This is a genomic window from Streptomyces sp. NPDC101132 (assembly GCF_044759225.1).
GTDB lineage: Bacteria > Actinomycetota > Actinomycetes > Streptomycetales > Streptomycetaceae > Streptomyces.
In genome coordinates this window covers 192,914-209,426 of record NZ_JBIVYX010000014.1, presented here as the reverse complement: position 1 = coordinate 209,426, position 16,513 = coordinate 192,914, and the positions used below count along the sequence as shown (strand labels likewise).

At 76.5% G+C, this 16,513-nt stretch carries 10 protein-coding genes; 5 read left to right on the top strand and 5 right to left on the bottom strand.

The window, feature by feature from the left end; translation table 11 throughout:
- Window positions 1-146: 146 nt before the first annotated feature.
- Entirely contained in the window at window positions 147-2,138 is a 1,992-nt protein-coding gene (locus ACIQUR_RS28690; protein WP_403670167.1) for a DUF6777 domain-containing protein, read from the bottom strand.
- Window positions 2,139-2,418: 280 nt separating this feature from the next.
- Between ACIQUR_RS28690 and ACIQUR_RS28685 the strand changes: the two genes are divergently transcribed.
- Complete coding sequence (locus tag ACIQUR_RS28685) at window positions 2,419-2,919, top strand: hypothetical protein (protein WP_403670164.1); 501 nt, start codon at window positions 2,419-2,421, stop codon at window positions 2,917-2,919.
- A 120-nt stretch (window positions 2,920-3,039) separates the two neighbouring features.
- On the opposite strand, the gene ACIQUR_RS28680 is transcribed toward ACIQUR_RS28685, so the two are convergent.
- Together ACIQUR_RS28680 and ACIQUR_RS28675 are read right to left on the bottom strand one after the other, a co-directional pair.
- Window positions 3,040-4,023: a deaminase domain-containing protein gene (locus tag ACIQUR_RS28680; protein ID WP_403670162.1), complete on the bottom strand. Its 984-nt coding sequence runs from the start codon at window positions 4,021-4,023 to the stop codon at window positions 3,040-3,042.
- A gap of 111 nt (window positions 4,024-4,134) precedes the next feature.
- Window positions 4,135-9,171 (bottom strand): hypothetical protein, encoded by a 5,037-nt coding sequence (locus ACIQUR_RS28675; RefSeq protein ID WP_403670159.1) that lies wholly within the window; start codon window positions 9,169-9,171, stop codon window positions 4,135-4,137.
- A gap of 178 nt (window positions 9,172-9,349) precedes the next feature.
- On the opposite strand from ACIQUR_RS28675, the gene ACIQUR_RS28670 reads away from it, so the two are divergent.
- Window positions 9,350-9,709 carry a hypothetical protein gene (locus tag ACIQUR_RS28670; RefSeq protein WP_403670156.1) on the top strand — a complete coding sequence of 120 codons (360 nt, stop codon included), beginning with the start codon at window positions 9,350-9,352 and terminating at the stop codon, window positions 9,707-9,709.
- 29 nt (window positions 9,710-9,738) lie between these two features.
- Here ACIQUR_RS28670 and ACIQUR_RS28665 read toward each other — a convergent pair whose 3' ends face one another.
- Complete coding sequence (locus tag ACIQUR_RS28665; RefSeq protein ID WP_403670153.1) at window positions 9,739-11,970, bottom strand: SGNH/GDSL hydrolase family protein; 2,232 nt, start codon at window positions 11,968-11,970, stop codon at window positions 9,739-9,741.
- 355 nt (window positions 11,971-12,325) lie between these two features.
- On the opposite strand from ACIQUR_RS28665, the gene ACIQUR_RS28660 reads away from it, so the two are divergent.
- The 3 genes from ACIQUR_RS28660 to ACIQUR_RS28650 all read left to right on the top strand — a co-directional run bounded on the left by ACIQUR_RS28660 (window position 12,326) and on the right by ACIQUR_RS28650 (window position 15,454).
- Window positions 12,326-13,144, top strand: a complete 819-nt coding sequence (locus tag ACIQUR_RS28660; protein ID WP_403670150.1) for an arylamine N-acetyltransferase — start codon at window positions 12,326-12,328, stop codon at window positions 13,142-13,144.
- A 9-nt stretch (window positions 13,145-13,153) separates the two neighbouring features.
- A complete protein-coding gene (locus ACIQUR_RS28655; RefSeq protein WP_403670147.1) occupies window positions 13,154-14,395 on the top strand; it encodes a hypothetical protein in 1,242 nt (413 codons plus the stop codon).
- Window positions 14,396-14,602: 207 nt separating this feature from the next.
- The gene (locus tag ACIQUR_RS28650; RefSeq protein ID WP_403670144.1) at window positions 14,603-15,454 is read left to right on the top strand and encodes a class I SAM-dependent methyltransferase; all 852 of its coding nucleotides are present in this window, start codon (window positions 14,603-14,605) and stop codon (window positions 15,452-15,454) included.
- 93 nt (window positions 15,455-15,547) lie between these two features.
- Here the strand turns inward: ACIQUR_RS28650 and ACIQUR_RS28645 are convergent, their stop codons facing one another.
- A complete protein-coding gene (locus ACIQUR_RS28645) occupies window positions 15,548-16,291 on the bottom strand; it encodes a class E sortase (RefSeq protein WP_403670141.1) in 744 nt (247 codons plus the stop codon).
- Window positions 16,292-16,513: the final 222 nt, after the last annotated feature.

The window sequence follows — 16,513 nt, the reverse complement described above, 5'->3', positions numbered from 1 at the left end:
GGGGCCCCCCCCCCCCCCGGGGCCCCCCCCCCCCCCCGCGGGGGGCCCCCCCCCCCCCGGGGGGGCCCCCCCCCCGGGGGGGGCGGCCCGCCGGGGGGGGGGGGGGCGGCCCCCCCCCCCGCCTCCGCTTCCCGGTCCGGGGGGCACTAGGCCGCCTTGCCCGCGGCGTCGGGGTCCACCGGGTGGGGGTTTGCGGGGTCGGGGGCCTCGGGGTTCGGTTGGGGATGGGGCACGGGTTCGGGTTCCGGGTCCTTGGCCTTGTCCTCCTTCGGCTTCTGGGGGTGCGGCTGCTCGGGGGGCGTCCCCTCCTTCGGGGCGTCCTTGGTGGCCGGCTTGGGGGCGGGCTTGGCGGGGTCGCCCGCCTCCTCCTTGGGCTGGGGCTCGGCCGGCTCCTTCGCCTTCTCCTTGGGCGGGTCCTGGCCCTGGTCCTTGCCGGGGTCACCCGCGGGGTCCTCGGCCGGGCTGTCCGCAGGCTTGTGGGCGGGGTCCTTCGCGGGGTCCTTGGGCGGGTCCTGGGCCGGATGCTCGGGCGGGTCCTGCCCCGGGTCCTTGCCGGGATCCTTGGGCGGATCCTTGGGCGGGTCCTTGGGCGGGTCCTTGGGCGGCTCCTTACCGGGATCCTCGGCCGGACTCTTGGGCGGGTCCTGAGCCGGCTCCTTACCGGGATCCTTCGCCGGATCCTTGGGCGGGTCCTGAGCCGGCTCCTTACCGGGATCCTTCGCCGGATCCTTGCCGGGGTCCGAAGCCGGGTCCTTGCCGGGGTCCGGAGCCGGACTGTCGGGCGCGTCCCGGACCGGATCCTTGCCAGGGTCCTTGGGCGCGTCCTGGCCCGGGTCCCTGGGCGGGTTCTCGGCCGGGTCCTTGGGCGGGTCGCCGGCCGGGGCCTTGCCCGGGTCCTTCGCCGGGTCGCCGGCCGGGTCCTTCGCCGGCGCGTCCTCCGGGGCCGTGTCCCGGGGCCGCTCCTCCGGTGGCTTGGCCGGGTCGGGGTTCCGGTCCGTTCCGGTCCCGTCCTTCGGCGGGTCGGCTTCCGGGTGCCGGCCCTCCCCCGGGTGGGGGGCGGGGAGGGCGGGGCCCTGCGAGTCGGGGGCGCGCTCCTTCGGCGGGGGGACCTCGTGGTCGCGCTCCGCCTTCGCGTCCCCGAGCGGGCGCCCGTACCAGCCCTGGGCGTCCTCGTCGTACACCGTGACCGTCTCCACCGGCTTCGCGGCCGGCTTGACGGCGACCACCTCGGAGTACCGGAACTCCGTCCACTCCTTGCCGCTGTACGTCTGCGCGCCCTTGACGGCCACCGGCGGCGCCAGCGGGTTGCCGCAGGCGCAGCGGACCCGTGGCACGCCGCGGTCGTCGACCAGCACGGCCGTGCCGGCCTGGAGGATGGCCTGGTACTTCGTGGGGGCGCCGGCCCTGTAGCCGTGGTTGGTGACCCGTGTGTCCCAGCCCAGCCGTACCGGCGTCAGCGACCGCAGGTACGAGGGCAGGGCGGCCTCGTCGATGTTCAGCGGGGCCGCGAAAGCCCGGCCCTTGTCCCGGTGCTTCGTGAGGTAGCCGATCTGGCGCTCGACGTCGCAGCTCGCCACGTTCCTGGTGCCGCCGTACAGGCCGGGATGCGCGCCGTCGACCTCCAGGGCGCGGGTGGCCTGCATGGTCTGGCGCGGGTTGGCGACGGCCGGGGACGCGGTGCCGGCGCCCGCGGCGTCGTTCCCCTCGGCGGCCTCCGTGGTCGTCGAGGGGGTGAACGGGTCGGGTCCCGCACCGGAGGCGGACTGCAGGAAGACCTCTCCGCCGGCGGCCTGCTCCCCGCCCATGAGGGTGAAGGTGAGGACGGCCGCCGTGCCCACGACCACCGCCGTGCCGGCGCTGAGCAGGGTCCTGCGCGACGGGCGGCGGCGGGGCGCGTGGGCGGGGCCGTCGGCGTCCCCCGGCTCGCCGCCGCCCCGGGAACCCGCCGGGCCCCAGGGCGGGCCGGACGGACCGGAGGGCGGGCCGGACGGCGGCCCCGGGGGCCCGGAGGGCGGGGGTGGTGGTCCCGGCCGTGGCGGGGGGCTCGGCGGCGGTGGCAGCTCGTCGGTGCGCCGGCCCGACAGCGGACCGGACGGCGGGCCGGTGGGGCGCTCGGACGGCGGGGGCGGGGTGCTCATGACGGCCTCCCCTCGGTGGAGGGCGTCGGGTTCGGGTCGGTTGTGCGCATGGTCTCGCTCCTCGGTCGCGTGGGTGGGCCCCCGGTCCTTCGAGTAAGCCCCCGGCCCCCGGGCGGGTCATGTCGCGAGTTCTCGGGACTTGACAGGGGCGGAGGACACGGCGCCCCCCGGAGAGGGCCGCGATTGCCGGGGGTCCCGGTGCGGGTGACGATGGGAGCGCGGGCGACCTTGGTTCGCGGCCGGTGCGTGGGGGTGACACGAGGCGGGTGGAACCGTGGCGATGGTCGGATTGTTCTGGATCACCGAGGACGCGGTGTACGTGGGTTCGCCGCCGGCCGTGGACGGTCAGTGCGTGCGGCTGACGTCCGAGGGCGTGGAGGCGGAGGACCCGTACGGCACCCGGACGTGGGCGTGGGAGGACCTCCGCGCGGCGGCGGTGGTGGACGTCCCCCTCCGGGGCACGGCCAGCCGTTTCGGCCAGGCGGTGGACGTGCTGATCGCGGCGGTGTCCGGGGGCGGTGACGAGCCGGCGGAGATGAGCCTGCGTCTGACCGCGACCGACCCCACGATGGAACTCACCGAGGAGCTGTCGGTGCATGCCGCCGCGGCCGGCGGCTATCCGTCCGACGAGGTCGAGCTCTCCCAGTCGCTGCTCGCCCGCTTCGTCGCGGGTGAGGCCGATCCCGGGGCCCTCACCGCCTGGGCGCGCGGCGACGGGCACCGCGGTACGCCGAAACACCGGCAGCGCCAGGCGCTGCTGCGCTCGTGGGCGGAGGCCTGAGGCCCACCTCGGGGCCGGCCCGCAGGGGTCTGCTCTTCCCGTACGGGATGACCGCGCTGCCCGCACGGTCCGCCTCGGGCGGCCGTACGGGCAGGGGGTGGTGCCGGTGCGGGGTGCCGGTCAGCGGGCGGCGGCGAAGGCCTTGAGCCAGGTGCCGTCGGGGCGCTGGGTGGCGTCCGTGTACCCGTACCCGTCGGCCTGGGCTCCCGCGCCGGGGTAGGACACCTCGACCCGCACCTTGGGAAAGTCGGCGACGAAGGCCGCGACCGCGGTGCGGCCCGCCTGGCCCGGCCCGCGCTCGCAGCTGAGCCGGACGGTGCCCTGGTCGATGCCGCGGATCCACTGCCGGAAGGACTGCGGACGCATCTGCTGGCCGGGGGCCATCTGGTCGCGTACGGACTGGGCGACCCGGTCCAGGACGGCGGTCACCTCGTCGAGCGGCGCGGCCGTCGCGTTCGGTGCCGGGTACAGGTACGGGGCGTGGGGCTGCTGGTCGACCGCGGTCGTGGTGCCGCGGAAGCGCATGCCGTCGGGGCCGGCGACCTTGGCGTCGAAGGTGGCGGTGGCGGCGGCCACGGGGGCTCCGGGGTAGTTCTTGACCCACTGGCCGTCCGGGCGCTGGGTGGCGTCGCCGATGCCGTAGCTGCCGTACAGGCCGTCGCCGGCCGAGATGAGGGCCGCGGTGCCGCCCCCGTGCAGGGAGTTGCGGTAGCGGACCTGGATGCCGAGCGTCGGGAAGTCGGTGCGGAAGTCCTTGATCACGGACCGGCAGGAGTGGCACGGGCCCATGTCGGAGTACAGGTCGACGGTGCCGCGCCGGACGGCGGCGATGCGGGCCTTGTACTGGGCGGTGCTGGTGCAGCCGAGGTGCCGGTAGATCGCGTCCGCGAGGAGGTTCACGACCTGCCGCTCGGCGTCCTTGCGGTGCTGGACGCCCCGCAGGGCGCCGGTCCAGTCCTTCGGTTCGGGCAGGTCCTGGTAGTAGTTGTCCCCGCGCAGGTCCTGGTGCGAGACGCTTTCGACCTCGCCCTCCAGGTCGGCGTAGCCGATGAAGGCGATCGAGTACCGAAGGCTGGCCCGGTTCGTGTACGCGGCCGTGGTCATGCGCTCCCCCACTCTTCCGGCGTACCGCGCGACCGCCCCACACGGTCGGTTCCGCTCGCGGTACCCCTGCGGACCACTGTGCCGCGCAGGGGTAAACGAACGCTCAACGGCTCACGCCGTGCCGTCCCCGCCTCCCTCCGCAGTGGCCTCCGGCGAGCCGGAGAGCCGGTCCCAGGCCTCCGCGAAGAGCTCGTGCAGCGGCGCGGTGGGCAGGATGCGGCCGAAGGGTGCGTGGATGCGGTTCCCCCACAGCGGGCGCACCTGGTGGGTGGCCAGCTTCGCGGTCTCCAACGGCAGGTGGGGCGCCTTGAGTTCGGTCCAGTCCCCGGGGAGGAACAGGGTCCGGCCGGCCCGGGCGCGCCTGGCCTCCACGACCCGGCCCGTGCCGAGGAGTTCCGCCCTGACCTCGGTGTGCCGCTTGGCCGGCCAGCCGTTCCACCGCCGTACGTTGCGGTCGGTGGGCGCGGCCAGGGCCGCGAGCTGGAGGTACAGCGCCGCCGCGTCGGTGCCGGTGCCGAGGGCCTCGGCCACGCGGGTGACCAGGTCCGGGCAGGAGCGGCGCGGGTCCGCCTCGTACGTGCCCGCCGGCACCGCGCCCGAGGCGGCGCGGCGCATCATCCGCTCCAGGCCGCCGCCGGGCAACAGGGGTGCCAGCCGGTCGAGTTCCTCGGTGAGGTCGGTGACCTCGCGCACGCGCCGCCACGCCTCGGGGTCCGCGGCCGCCGCCGGCCGGACGAACGTCTGGCCGCCCGGTGCGCACACCACGAGCGGGCCGGAGTCGTACGCCGTCACCGGGACCGGCCCCTCCTCCTTGCGGGCGTCCATGGCGACCGGCAGGGTGGCCGGACCGAACCGTTCCGCGATCCGCGCCGAGGTGTCCTGGACCCGTCCGCCGGGCAGCGCCACCAGCAGTTCCGGCCGGGCGAGTTCGGCCCGCAGCCGGTCGTACACGTCCGGCGCTCCGGCGACCGCGGGGTCACCGGCCGGACGGTCGGTCCACGCCCACGCGAGTGCGCTCGCGATCTCCTGGAGCGGGGCGCCGACCGGGGTCCGGTACGGCACGTCGACGCCGGCCGGCGGTTCGGCGCGCACCTCGGCCCCGATGCCGTACGGGGTGGCCGCGAGGCTCCAGCCGGCCGCCGGAACGGTCGCGTCGCGGGCGGCCTCGTACCCGCCGGCCAGGCGGCGGGCCCACAGGTCGGGCAGCCCCAGGTCGGCTTCCAGGGCGTCGGCCGTCGCGTCGTCCACGGGCGGGAGCGCCCCGAGCAGCCCGCACCAGGCCTCGGCCATCCGGTCGGCGGCGGCTTCCGGCCCGCCCGGGCGCCACAGGTCGGCCGGGTCCGCGGGGACGCCCGCGGCGAGGACGGCGCGCCGGCCCGCTCCCCCCAGCCGGGCGCGCAGCCGGTCGTACGTCTCCGTGGTCATCGGCGACGCGCGGTACGGGGCCTTGCCGAGCAGGGCGCGGTGTTCGTCCCGGCCGGACCGGGCGACCAGGCCGGCCAGCACGAGCCGGGCCACCGCCCGGCGCACTCCGGTGCGGGCGGCGAACCTGGCGGCGAGCGGCTCGGCCAACGGCAGGGGACCGTGCTCGGCCACGGCGGCGAGGAGGGTCTTCAGCCGGGCCGCGTCGTCCCGCTCCACCGGTACGAGGCGGGCCTCGGGCACCGCCGCCGGCACCGGGTCGTGCGCGGGATCCGGGGCGGCCGGGGCCACGAACCAGTGCTGCGAACCGCCGGCCCGGACGGGCCAGGAGGCGACGGGGAGCCCGTCCCCGCGCAGGGCGTCGAGCACGTCGCCGGCGGCCCGGCCGGCCCACCAGCGGCCCGGGCGGGCGAACGGCTGGTCGGTCCAGGTTTCGAGCAGGGCCGTCAGGGCGGCGCGGTCCGCGTCTCCGGTCGGGGCCACGGCCACCCGCCAGGCGACCGCGTCGACGGCGCCGAGCAGCGCCGACCAGTCGCGCGGGGGTGCGGGCGGAGCGAGCCGCCGCACCTCTTCCGAGAGGTTCCCCGCGAGGCAGGCGCCGTCGGCGGCCAGGGCGCCCAGGGTCGCGGGCAGGTGTGCGTCCGGCGAGCGCCGCCGGCCGTCCGCGTCCTCCAGGGGGACGAGCCCGATGAGCGCGGGGACGAGCGCGGAGTCCGGCGCGGAGGTGCGGGGCGGGGCCGGGGGCGCCTGTCCGAGGAGGGTGACCCGGTGGTGCAGGGCGAGTCTGCGCTCCTCCACGCGGGCGGCGCGCAGGGCCACGGCCACGACGGCCTCGGCCAGCACCGGGTCGGTGAGGTCGGGGAGTTCACGGGCGAGGACGGCGCGGAGGGCGGGTGCGGCCGGGGCGCCGGTACGGGCGGTGGCGGCCGCGGGGGTGCCGGGGGCGGCCGTGGCCGTGGGGGCAGCGGCGGCCGTACCGGTGCCGGACACGGCGTCCGTGTCCGTGGAGGTGGCCGCGTCCGTACCGGTGCGGGAGGCGGCGCCCCCGTGGGGTCGGGTCACGGCGGCCGCGCCGGTGGGGGTGGCCGCGTCCGTACCGGTGCGGGTCGCGGCGTCCGTGCGCGCGGCGGCGAGCAGGGCGTGTGCGGTGGAGGGGGTCACCGAGCGCAGGGCGCGGGAGCCGGCCGCGTCCCGGGTCCGCAGCAGGTACCAGAAGGCGGGCGGCAGGGCCACGCCGTGCGACACCGTGGCCTGCCGGTTCGGGCGTACCCGCGGGTGCCACGGCGAGGGGTGGCCGTCCAGCTCCCACAGCAGGGTGCCGTCGGCCGCGTACCCGCGTACGCCCGTACGGGTCTTGGCCTCGGCGAGGACCACGTCCTGGGCCGCACCCTCCGGCGGCGCCCACAGGCCCCACGGCTCCTGGCCGGGGCGGTCGATGTCGAAGCGGGCCGTGCGGCCGTCCACGCTCTCCACGAGGTAGTGGTCGGGGGCGTGGTGGCGGTGGCGCGTGCGGAACAGGATGCGCGTACCGACCAGTCCGTCCCGGCTGCCCAGCGGCGAGCCGGTGAGGCCGGCGGGGAGCGGGGCCAGCTGGAGCGCCTCGTCGGCGAGGGTCAGGTCGGCCTCGCAGGGGTCGGCGGCCGGGTCGGGGTCGGCGGGGCGGCCCGGGAAGTCGGGCAGCGGCTCGGGCTCCCCCGGTTCGCCCGTCACCGGGTCCACCGGCTGCCAGGGGCGCCGCCCGAACACGGCGTTGGTCCAGATCCGCCTGCCGTCGCCGAGCTGGAGCTCGTCGCGGTCGATGCCCTCGCGGCCGCCGGGCCTGAGCACCCGGTGGCCGCCGTGCCGGCCGCCGCCGTCGGCGGTCTCGAACTGGAAGCCGTACGCGCCGTCGAGGCTGCCGCCGAAGGCCACCAGGCCGCTCTGCTCGTCCGGGGTGAACGGCTCGTCGGGGCGGTCGGCCCAGACGGCGGTGTCGCAGTAGTAGGGGCGGGGGGCGAGGCTCCAGCTCACGAGGAACGAGCCGCCGACGTGGTGGACGGCGAACACGGTCGCGTCGTCGGGCACGGTGAAGCGGCAGCTCGCGCGGACCCCGTCCGGGGCCACCGCCACGGCGCGGTCGCGCGAGAAGACCGTCAGCACCGGCCAGCTGGAGGTCACCCCGGCCACGCCGGGCACGCCGGGCGGAGCCCCGTCGTCCGGCGCCTCCGCCGCGACGTCCGCGCGTGCCGCGGCGCCCGCGGCTTCCGCGGCGAACTCCGCGTACACGTCCTCCAGGGCGGGCCAGGCGAGTTCCTCCGGGAGGCCGGCCGTCAGGGAGCGGCGCAGCGCGCCGGCCGCTCCGGCCTCCGCGAGCGCGTCGGCGATCCCGTCCAGGGCCGTCACCGTGGGCCGGTCCAGCAGCGTCTCCAGCTCGGCCAGGGCCTCCTCGGCGCCCGCCATGCCGCCGCCCCCGACGGTCCCGACCAGCTTGCCCACACGGACGGCGACCTCCTGCGCGATGCCCTGGACGCCGGGCAGCAGGGTCACCGCCGAACCGGACCCGCGCCGGGGGACCGGGGAGCGGCCGGGTCCGCTCAGGCCCTCGTGCACGGTGTCCTCCAGCCGGGGCCCGAACACCGGGTCGGCGGCCAGCGCGACGAGGTCCCGCCGGGACCCCTCGCCCCAGAACCGCATCCGCATCTCCGGGCCCGGGTCCGCGACGGCGACGCCGGCCGCGAGGCAGGCGTCCAGCACGTCGGCGTCGAAGCCCTGGTAGTGGTGGCGGGTGGTGTGCACGGTCACCGTCCCGCCCTCCGCGCGCAGCCGGGCGCCCAGCCGGACGACGAGGTCCAGGAACTCCGCGGGCAGCGGCTGCCGGGCGACACCGCCGCCGGACCGGGCGGCGTACTGGTACATGTGCACGAAGTGGCCCACCCAGCGGTGCAGGCCGCCGGCCGGGACCACCCGGCCGGCCTCCATCGCCTCCGTGGCACCGCAGGCGATCAGCATCCTGAGCCAGGGCCCGCCGTCGGTGGCGCCATCCGGGAAGACCTCCAGGAGCCCGGCGGCCAGGGTGTCCGCCGGCGGGTGGGCGGCCAGCACCACGGCAGCGGCGTCGAGCAGGGAATCCGGCACCGTCTTCCCCCGCGTGACCGCGAGCACGGCGGCGACCACCCGCGCGACCTCCTCCTCGCCGTGGCCGGCCGCCTTCGCCGAGGCCCGTACCCGGCGGACGAGATCGGCCGGGAGGTCCGCCCGGGAGCCGGCCCAGGCGGTGAGGAACGCCTCCAGGTCGGCGTGTGCGGCCGCCGGCTCCGACTGCTCGGCGAGGAAGCGCTGGTGGGCGCCGAACTCCTTGGCCGGCATCGCCCCGCCGGCCGCGAACAGCAGGGCGTTGGCCCGTCGGTAGGCGGCGTCGACCGGAAGGGCGTGCTCGGCCTCGGCCGCCCGCGCCGCCGCGTAGGCCCGCCCGCCGGGACGGCTCCCGTACCCGATGAGCCGGTGGCCCACCGTGTCCCAGAACCACGGCAGATGGGCCGGCGGGAGCCGGCGCGCCCGGGTCGCCATGGTGTCCACGAACCGGCCGGGCTTCGTCCGGGAGCGGCCGAGTTCGGTGCGCATCTCCTCCAGCAGGGTGCGCGCCGGTTCGAGGGCCGCCGGGTCGTGGGCGGCGACCCAGTCCGTGTACGTGGTGGAGGCGTGCTGCGTACCGGGGGCGGGCAGGAGGGAGGCCAGGGCGACGATCATGTCTGGGATCGTCGCACGCCCCACCGACATCACCGCGCCTGCGGGGGTCCGAGGCGGGCGGGGTAGGGTCGACTGCCGTTGGCCCAGCCGGCTTTCAGCCCCTTCCGCTCTCTTCCGTCCTTCCGTTCCCTTCCGTTCCCTTCCGTTCCCTTCCGTTGTGTTGTTCCAGGAGGCACGCGTGGCGCGTTCGCTCGACGGTCTGCTCTTCGTCCCCGTGGCCGACCAGTCACCGGGCCAGGTCGGCCGGCAGACCCGGTTCGACTACCACGAGCAGGACGGCCGGATCTGGGCCGAGTACCGCGGCGGGGACGTGGTCATGGGGCACCTGGTCGGCACCCGGGCGGGCGACACCCTCGACTTCCGGTACGTACAGCTCCGCACCGACGGCACCACCGCCTCCGGCCACTGCACCTCGCTCGTGACCGCCCTCCCCGACGGCCGTCTCCGCCTGGAGGAGACGTGGACGTGGGAGTCCCAGCCGGGCAGCGGCACGAGCGTGGTGGAGGAGGAGCCCGGGCGCGGGCGGGGCAGGGCCTGATCCGAGGGGTCCGGCCGGTGCCGGGGACGTCAGCCGGCGGCGATCGCCCCGCGCACGGCCTTCGCGAGGGCCCGCTGGCCGTCCGGGAGCGGGTGCCCCCGGTTGTCGCCGCCGTTGCGGCCCACGTCGTACACCCACGGTTTCGCGGAGCACAGCTCGTGGCCGTCCAGGACCCCGCTCACCGACAGGTACGACACCTTGGCGGTGCCGGCCGCCGTGCGGCTCGCGGCGTCGAGCCTGGCCGCCAGGCGGTTGAGGCCAGTGCGTTCGGCGGGGGTGAGCCAGCCGCAGCGCCTGGTCTCCTCCTGCTTCTCGGGGAAGAGCCGGGGGTAGCCCACGACCAGCACGCGCGAGGTACGCGGGACGGTCGACCGCACCAGGGCGTACGAGCTGCGCAGCAGCCCCGGCAGCGGCCCGGCGACGTAGGACTCGGCGTGGGCGATGGTGCGGTCGGCGACGCAGTCGGAGACGAAGCAGTGGGTCAGGATCCGCGAGAAGCCGACGTCGTTGCCCCCGATGGTCAGGGTCACCAGCCCCGGCGCCGGTGAGAGGCCCTTCAACTGCTTCGTCACCTGGGCGGACTCGCCCTTGAAGGACTCCGTGAACGCCGAGGCCTTCGCCCCCGAGCAGGCGAAGTGCCCGACCAGCTGCACGCCCGGGTCCTCCGCCCCCACCAGGCGCGGCCACGCCTGCGCGGTGCGGTGGCACGTCCCGGACCCGGCGTCGAAGGGCGGGTTGCCCTCGCCCGAGGAGTACGAGTCGCCGAGCGCCGCCATCCGCACCGGCGCGGGCAGCGCCCGGGCGGACTTCAGGAGCGTGGCCCGGGGCTCGTCCATGCCGACCCCGGTGTGCCCGAGGGAGAAGAGCGTCCGCTGCCACGTCGTGCAGGCCTGGTCGGCGCAGACCGATTTGAGGAAGTACACCCGGTCGTCGGCGAATCCGTACACGTTGGTGTGCTGGCCGAGGGCACCGTCGAGGTCGCCGCTGTCGAAGGAGTCGAGCAGCGCTCCGGTGCTGTGGCTGAGCACGTCCACGTGCAGGCTCACGCGCGTGTAGCCGTCGTACGCCATGTTGGAGGGGAGCAGGATCCGCCCGCGGCTGTCGGCGTGGATGCCCAGCGCGCCGTAGGACCGGTCCTCGCCGCGTTCCAGGACGGTGCGGGAGAAGAGCCTGCGGCCCTTGGTGTCGAAGGCCATGACCCGGTCCGGGTTGGGCACGTCCGTGCGGGAGCCGCTGAGGAGGACGGGCATGCCCCAGGACGCCGCGGACCACTCGTTGACGTTCGCCGTGGTGCAGTAGGGGAAGGTGTAACGGCCGGTGCGGCCGGAGGTGTTGAAGACCTCGATGCGGTTGGCGGCGTAGTACGCCCCGCAGTCCGGACGGGTCGTGGTGCCGGTGCGGTCGGTCAGGTACGCGAAGACGTAGCCGTCCGGGTTGACCGCGAGCCGCTGGGCCATCTCCCTGGCGGAGCCGACCACCTTGACGCGCCCGTACTCGCGGCCCCGGTAGTCCAGGAAGCGGACACCTTCGCTGTCGTCGCCGTAGGTCGCCACCAGCCCGCGCCGGTGCGTGCCGACCAGTTCGTACGCGCTCGCCGAGCGGTTGACGAAGAGCAGCGCGCCGGTCGCGGCCGAGATCCCGAACACCGCGTTCTGGCGGCCGCAGGCGGTGTGCGCGCTCGCGGTCCCGTACACGTTGCCGTCGGCGCCGTTCATCAGCTTCCACACGCCCAGGGGCGCGTTGTTGCAGGTGGAGGTGATCGGACGGGACCACACGAGGTCCGCGCCGCGGTAGGCCACGACGATCGACGGGTCCCGGTTGTCGGTACGCGGGCGGGGCCGGATGCCGACCGTCAGGCCGGAGCCGGTGACCGTGCGGACGCACATGGCCAACGCGCCTGCGGGCGCGCCCGGCAGGGGCGTGCCGGTCGCGCTGAAGCGGCGGGTGGCGGGGGCGGTGCCGTCGGACCCGTCGCAGTCCTGCACGGTGACCCCGCCCTTGGGGTCGGTCTCCAGCCGGGCGGAGGCGGCGCCCGGGATCGGGCGCTGCCAGGAGCCGGGCACGGCCTGCGCCGGGGGCGCATCCGACCGCGCGGCGGGTCCGGCCGGCGGGTTGGCGCCCAGCACCAGTGCGGCGGCGGCCAGGATCCCCGCGATGCGCCACCCGCGCCGGGCCCGTACCGGCCTGCGCCGGCGGGCGGATCGTGTCGGGTCTGGTCGACGGCCGTCCGCCGCCCCGGCCGTGACGATGTGTCCGAACAAGAGCCCCCGCCCCTCCCCTGGGCCCGGACACCGGGTGCGGTGGCCGGAGCGGGGCCACGCTACCGCCGGGGACATGATCGTGGTGGCCGAACGCCCACGGGCCGCGCCGGTCGTGTCCCGGCGTGATCCGAAAGACAGGGCTTAGGCCGTGTCTTTCGGATCAGGCCGGATCAGCCCGCGGCGTCTGGTGCCGTGCATCGCAAGGCCGAGGAGGAAGTCGACGCGGAGCGTCGGCGACCGACGAGAACGCCGCGAGGCGCGGCACCAGGCGTCGCGGGCCCGGCCTGATCCGAAAGACAGGGCCTAGGTCCAAGGGCCGATGGCCGTGGGGCGGGCGACGGGGTGGAATGGCGTGATGGATCACTCTGCGACTGCTTCCGGCCGACCGCTCGACGAGCGGCAGGTCGACGCCTACCTCCAGCGGATCGGGCTCGCCCGGCCCGAGCGGGCCGACGCCGCGGCGCTGGCCGCGCTCCAGCGGGCCCATCTCACCGCGGTCCCCTTCGAGAACCTCAGCATCCACCTGGACGAGCCCGTCGTCCTGGAGATCCAGGCCCTCTTCGAGAAGATCGTCACCGGCCGGCGCGGGGGCTTCTGCTACGAACTCAACGGCCTGTTCGCCGCGTTGCTGGAGGCTCTCGGCTTCCGGGTGTCGCTGCTCGCGGGCCGGGTCTTCGAGGGCGAGCGGCCCGGGCCGCCGTTCGACCACATGGCGCTGCGGGTCGACCTGGACGAACCCTGGCTGGCCGACGTCGGCTTCGGCCGCTTCAGCATGCTGCCGCTGCGCCTGGACCGGCGCGGTCCGCAGGACGACCCGGCCGGGGCGTTCGCCGTCGCCCCGTACGGCGACCAGCTCGACGTCGTGCAGGACGGCAGCCCCCAGTACCGCCTGGACCCGCGGCCGTACGCGCTCGCGGACTTCGTGCCCACCTGCTGGTGGCAGGCCACCTCGCCCGGCTCGCACTTCCGGCGCGCCCCCATGTGCTCGCGCCTCACGCCCGACGGCGGGCGCGCCACCCTCGTCGGCAGCCGGCTGATCCGTACCACTCCCGACGGCGGCCGGGACGAGCGGACACTCACCGACGCCGAACTGCTCGCGGCCTACACCGCGGAGTTCGGGGTCGAGCTGAAGCAGCTGCCGCATGCGGTCGTCGGGGCTGCGGGGGCCGCGTAGCATCGCCGGATGCCGGTGACCATCAAGAGCATGACGCCCGAGGCGGGGCGGATCGATTCCGACGGCCTGCGGGCCCACGACGCGGAGGCGCTCGCGCGGTGTGCGGCCGACGCGGCGCAGCCGTGGTGGCGCCGGAACGCGTGTGCCGCCGCGCTGGAGGGGCGGGTGCCGGAGCGCTGGGTGCCCGTGCTGCTGGACCGGGTGCGCGACGCCGGTGACACGGGGGCGGTCCGGCTCGCGCTGCTCCGACTGCTCGCCGAACGGCCGGAGTTGCTGCCCTGGCTCCGGGATCCCGCGCGGCGGGACGAGAACGCGTACGGGATGCCCGAGGCGGTGCTGGAGGCGCGCGGCGCGCTCGGTGACCTGACGGCGGTCCCCGAGCTGGCCACCCTGGCGTTCAGCCCGTGGCACCGGCGGCGGCTGGCGGGCGAGGCCGGACTCGACGCACTGGCCGGCCGGCACGGCACCGCGGCGGTGCGGGAGCGGCTCGACGGGACCCGGCCCGAGGACCGCGCGTACGCGGTGCGGATGCTGGACCGCGTGGGCGGCGACGTGACCTCGGCGCTGGCCGACCCCGACCCGGCCGTGGCCTTCCTGGCCCAGTCGCTGCTGACCGATCCCGGGCGGCTGCGGCGGTTCCTGACGGAGGGTCCCGGCACGTCGGCGGCACTCTGGGCGGCGTACGCGCTGCACCGGCTGACCGGGGACACGGCGCGGACCCGGGAGGTGTACGAGGAGCTGGGGCGCCCGCGGGTCGACGTACCCGGCCTGGACGAGGAGCTGCGGGCTGCGGTCCTGCACGAGTACGGCACGGAGTGCGAGGCGGGCAGCGACCCGCGGTGGCGCGTCGAGGCGCTGTGCGCCGCGCCGCCGGCCCCGGTGGACGTGGAGGCGCAGCTGCGCCGCGCCACGGCGGCGCTGGAGGCGGCGGGACTGCGGCCGCGGCCGCCGCTGTCGTGCGGCGAGGCCCACCGGCAGGGCGGCGGCACGTACCACGTGATCGGGTACGGGGACGAGGACGGGCCGGCCGGCCGGCGGGGAGACGGGCCCGAGGTGCACATCAGCGACCTCGGGCGGTTCGCGGCGGGCCACGGCGAGGACCCGGCCGTCCGCGGGGCGCTGGAGGCGGCCGGTTTCCGGTGGATCGACGAGGCCGTCGGGGACCTGGTGGTCACGGGGCTGGGCGTCTACTTCTTCGGCTACCGGAACGCGCTCTCCGTCCGGGACCTGTTGTTCTACTGGCAGGACTGAGGCGGGGGCCGGGGCCTCGGCCCGGGGCGGTGGTCCGGGGTGGGCGGGGCCCGTGGTGCGGGTGGCTGGGGACCCGGGACGGCGGTCCGGGGCCCGGCCGGGCCGGTTCGCCGCGCAGGTTCGCGCATGCCGTCGCCGCGCGGGGGCGGAGGGGGCGCCCTAGGCTCGGATACCGACCACGACCGTGTGGATACGGAGGAATCCGGCATGAGCGAGGCGAACGACGCGGCCCAGGCCGACCAGGCCGACCAGGCCGACCAGGCCCTCAAGGCGAAGCACCGGGCGATGTGGGCGCTGGGCGACTACCCGGCCGTGGCCAGGGACGTCATCGCCCCGCTCGGCCCCGCGCTGGTGGAGGCCTGCCGCGTACAGGCGGGTGACCGGGTGCTGGACGTGGCGGCCGGTTCCGGGAACGCGGCCGTCCCGGCCGCACTCCTCGGTGCCGACGTGGTGGCCTCCGACCTCACGCCCGAGCTGCTGGAGGCCGGCCGCCGGTTCGCGGCGGAGCGCGGCGCGCAGCTGGAGTGGCGGGAGGCGGACGCCGAGGCGCTGCCGTTCGCGGACGGCTCCTTCGACACGGTGATGTCCTGCGTCGGCGTGATGTTCGCCCCGCACCACCAGCGGACGGCCGACGAACTGGTCAGGGTGGTCCGCCCGGGCGGCACGATCGGGCTGGTGAACTGGACGCCGGAGGGCTTCATCGGGCAGATGTTCGCGACGATGCGCCCGTACGCGCCCCCGCCGCCGCCCGGTGCGTCGCCGCCGCCGCTGTGGGGCTCGGAGGAGCACGTGCGGGAGCTGTTCGGCGACCGGGTGTCGGGCCTCGCGGCGCAGCGGCGGACGGTCCGGGTCGACCGGTTCGCCCGGCCCGAGGACTTCCGCGAGTTCTTCAAGACCTGCTACGGGCCGACGATCGCTACGTACCGGGCGGTGGGCGACGACCCCGAGCGGGTCGCGGCCCTGGACGGCGCCCTGTCGGAGCTGGCCGGGCGGTACCTCGCCGACGGCGCCATGGAATGGGAGTACCTGCTGGTCACGGCCGAACGGGCGGGCGGCTAGGGCGGGCGGGACGGACGGCCAGGGCAGGCGGCCGGGACGGACGGTCAGGACGGCCGGCTGGGACACCCGGCCGGGACGGATGCCGCGGGGTCCTCACCGGGGCCTGGAGGAGACCAGCACGCCGATCTTGTCGATGCGGTGCTCGGGGTTGCCCCGGTCGTCGCGCCAGTGGTTGCCCTCGGCGTTGTCCTCCGGGGTGGCGCAGGTGGAGATCGTGATCATGGGCTTCACCGGCTCCGCGCCCGGCTTGCCCGGGACGGCCGCGCGCTGCTCGGCCAGGGAGGCGGCCGACCGGAAGGACGTCTTGCGGGTCTCCGTGATCCGGTACTCGTGCACGACGCCGCCCGCGGTCACGAAGACGGAGTCGCCGGGGTCCAGTGCCGGGAGGTCGCGCAGCGGGCCGCCTGCGGAGAGCCGGTGGGCGGTGACCAGGTAGTTCCCGACCTCGCCGGGCCCGACCCCGCCCCGGGGCCCGTACGGGCTGGCGCCGAGGCCCTGGTTCTGGATCCGGGTGCCGGGCCAGTCGTCCGTCGTGCCCTCGTACGGGAGGACGCGGAGACCGGCCAGACCTATCCCGGGTATGGCCAGGACCGCGGGGCGGGTGCGGGCGTCGTCGTCGGGTGCCGGCGGGGCGGGCTCCGGGGACACGGGGGCGGCGGGCGGAGTCGCGGACGACGCGGACGACGGGGGCGCCGCGGGGGCGGCGACCGGGCGGGCGGAGGCGGCGGGCCTGCCGGTTTCCGGCACGGCGGCGTCGGCGCCGGTGGAGCAGCCGGCCAGGGCCGCGAACACGGCGGAGGCCAGGAGAAGGGCGGGGGCGGTACGAGGACTCTGCATGGCGTTCCGGGGCGTCGGCCGGGTGAGCGCACCACGGCAGGGCGGGCGACAGCGGCATCTACAGGGCCAAACGACGGTAACCGACCAAATGATTCCGGAACAGACTCCTTCCCTGTGAGATCCGGAGGGATCTCACAGGGACCCGGAGGCCGGGTTCTCCGGCGGGGCGGGAGCACGGAGGGCGCCCGGGATGTGAGGGTGGGGACGGGGACGACGCGGTCC

Bases quoted from the DNA above. Each gene is read 5' to 3' on its own strand.
- ACIQUR_RS28690 (WP_403670167.1), bottom strand. From the start codon at position 2,138: ATGAGCACCCCGCCCCCGCCGTCCGAGCGCCCCACCGGCCCGCCGTCC.
- ACIQUR_RS28685 (WP_403670164.1), top strand. From the start codon at position 2,419: ATGGTCGGATTGTTCTGGATCACCGAGGACGCGGTGTACGTGGGTTCG.
- ACIQUR_RS28680 (WP_403670162.1), bottom strand. From the start codon at position 4,023: ATGACCACGGCCGCGTACACGAACCGGGCCAGCCTTCGGTACTCGATC.
- ACIQUR_RS28675 (WP_403670159.1), bottom strand. From the start codon at position 9,171: ATGATCGTCGCCCTGGCCTCCCTCCTGCCCGCCCCCGGTACGCAGCAC.
- ACIQUR_RS28660 (WP_403670150.1), top strand. From the start codon at position 12,326: ATGGATCACTCTGCGACTGCTTCCGGCCGACCGCTCGACGAGCGGCAG.
- ACIQUR_RS28655 (WP_403670147.1), top strand. From the start codon at position 13,154: ATGCCGGTGACCATCAAGAGCATGACGCCCGAGGCGGGGCGGATCGAT.
- ACIQUR_RS28650 (WP_403670144.1), top strand. From the start codon at position 14,603: ATGAGCGAGGCGAACGACGCGGCCCAGGCCGACCAGGCCGACCAGGCC.
- ACIQUR_RS28645 (WP_403670141.1), bottom strand. From the start codon at position 16,291: ATGCAGAGTCCTCGTACCGCCCCCGCCCTTCTCCTGGCCTCCGCCGTG.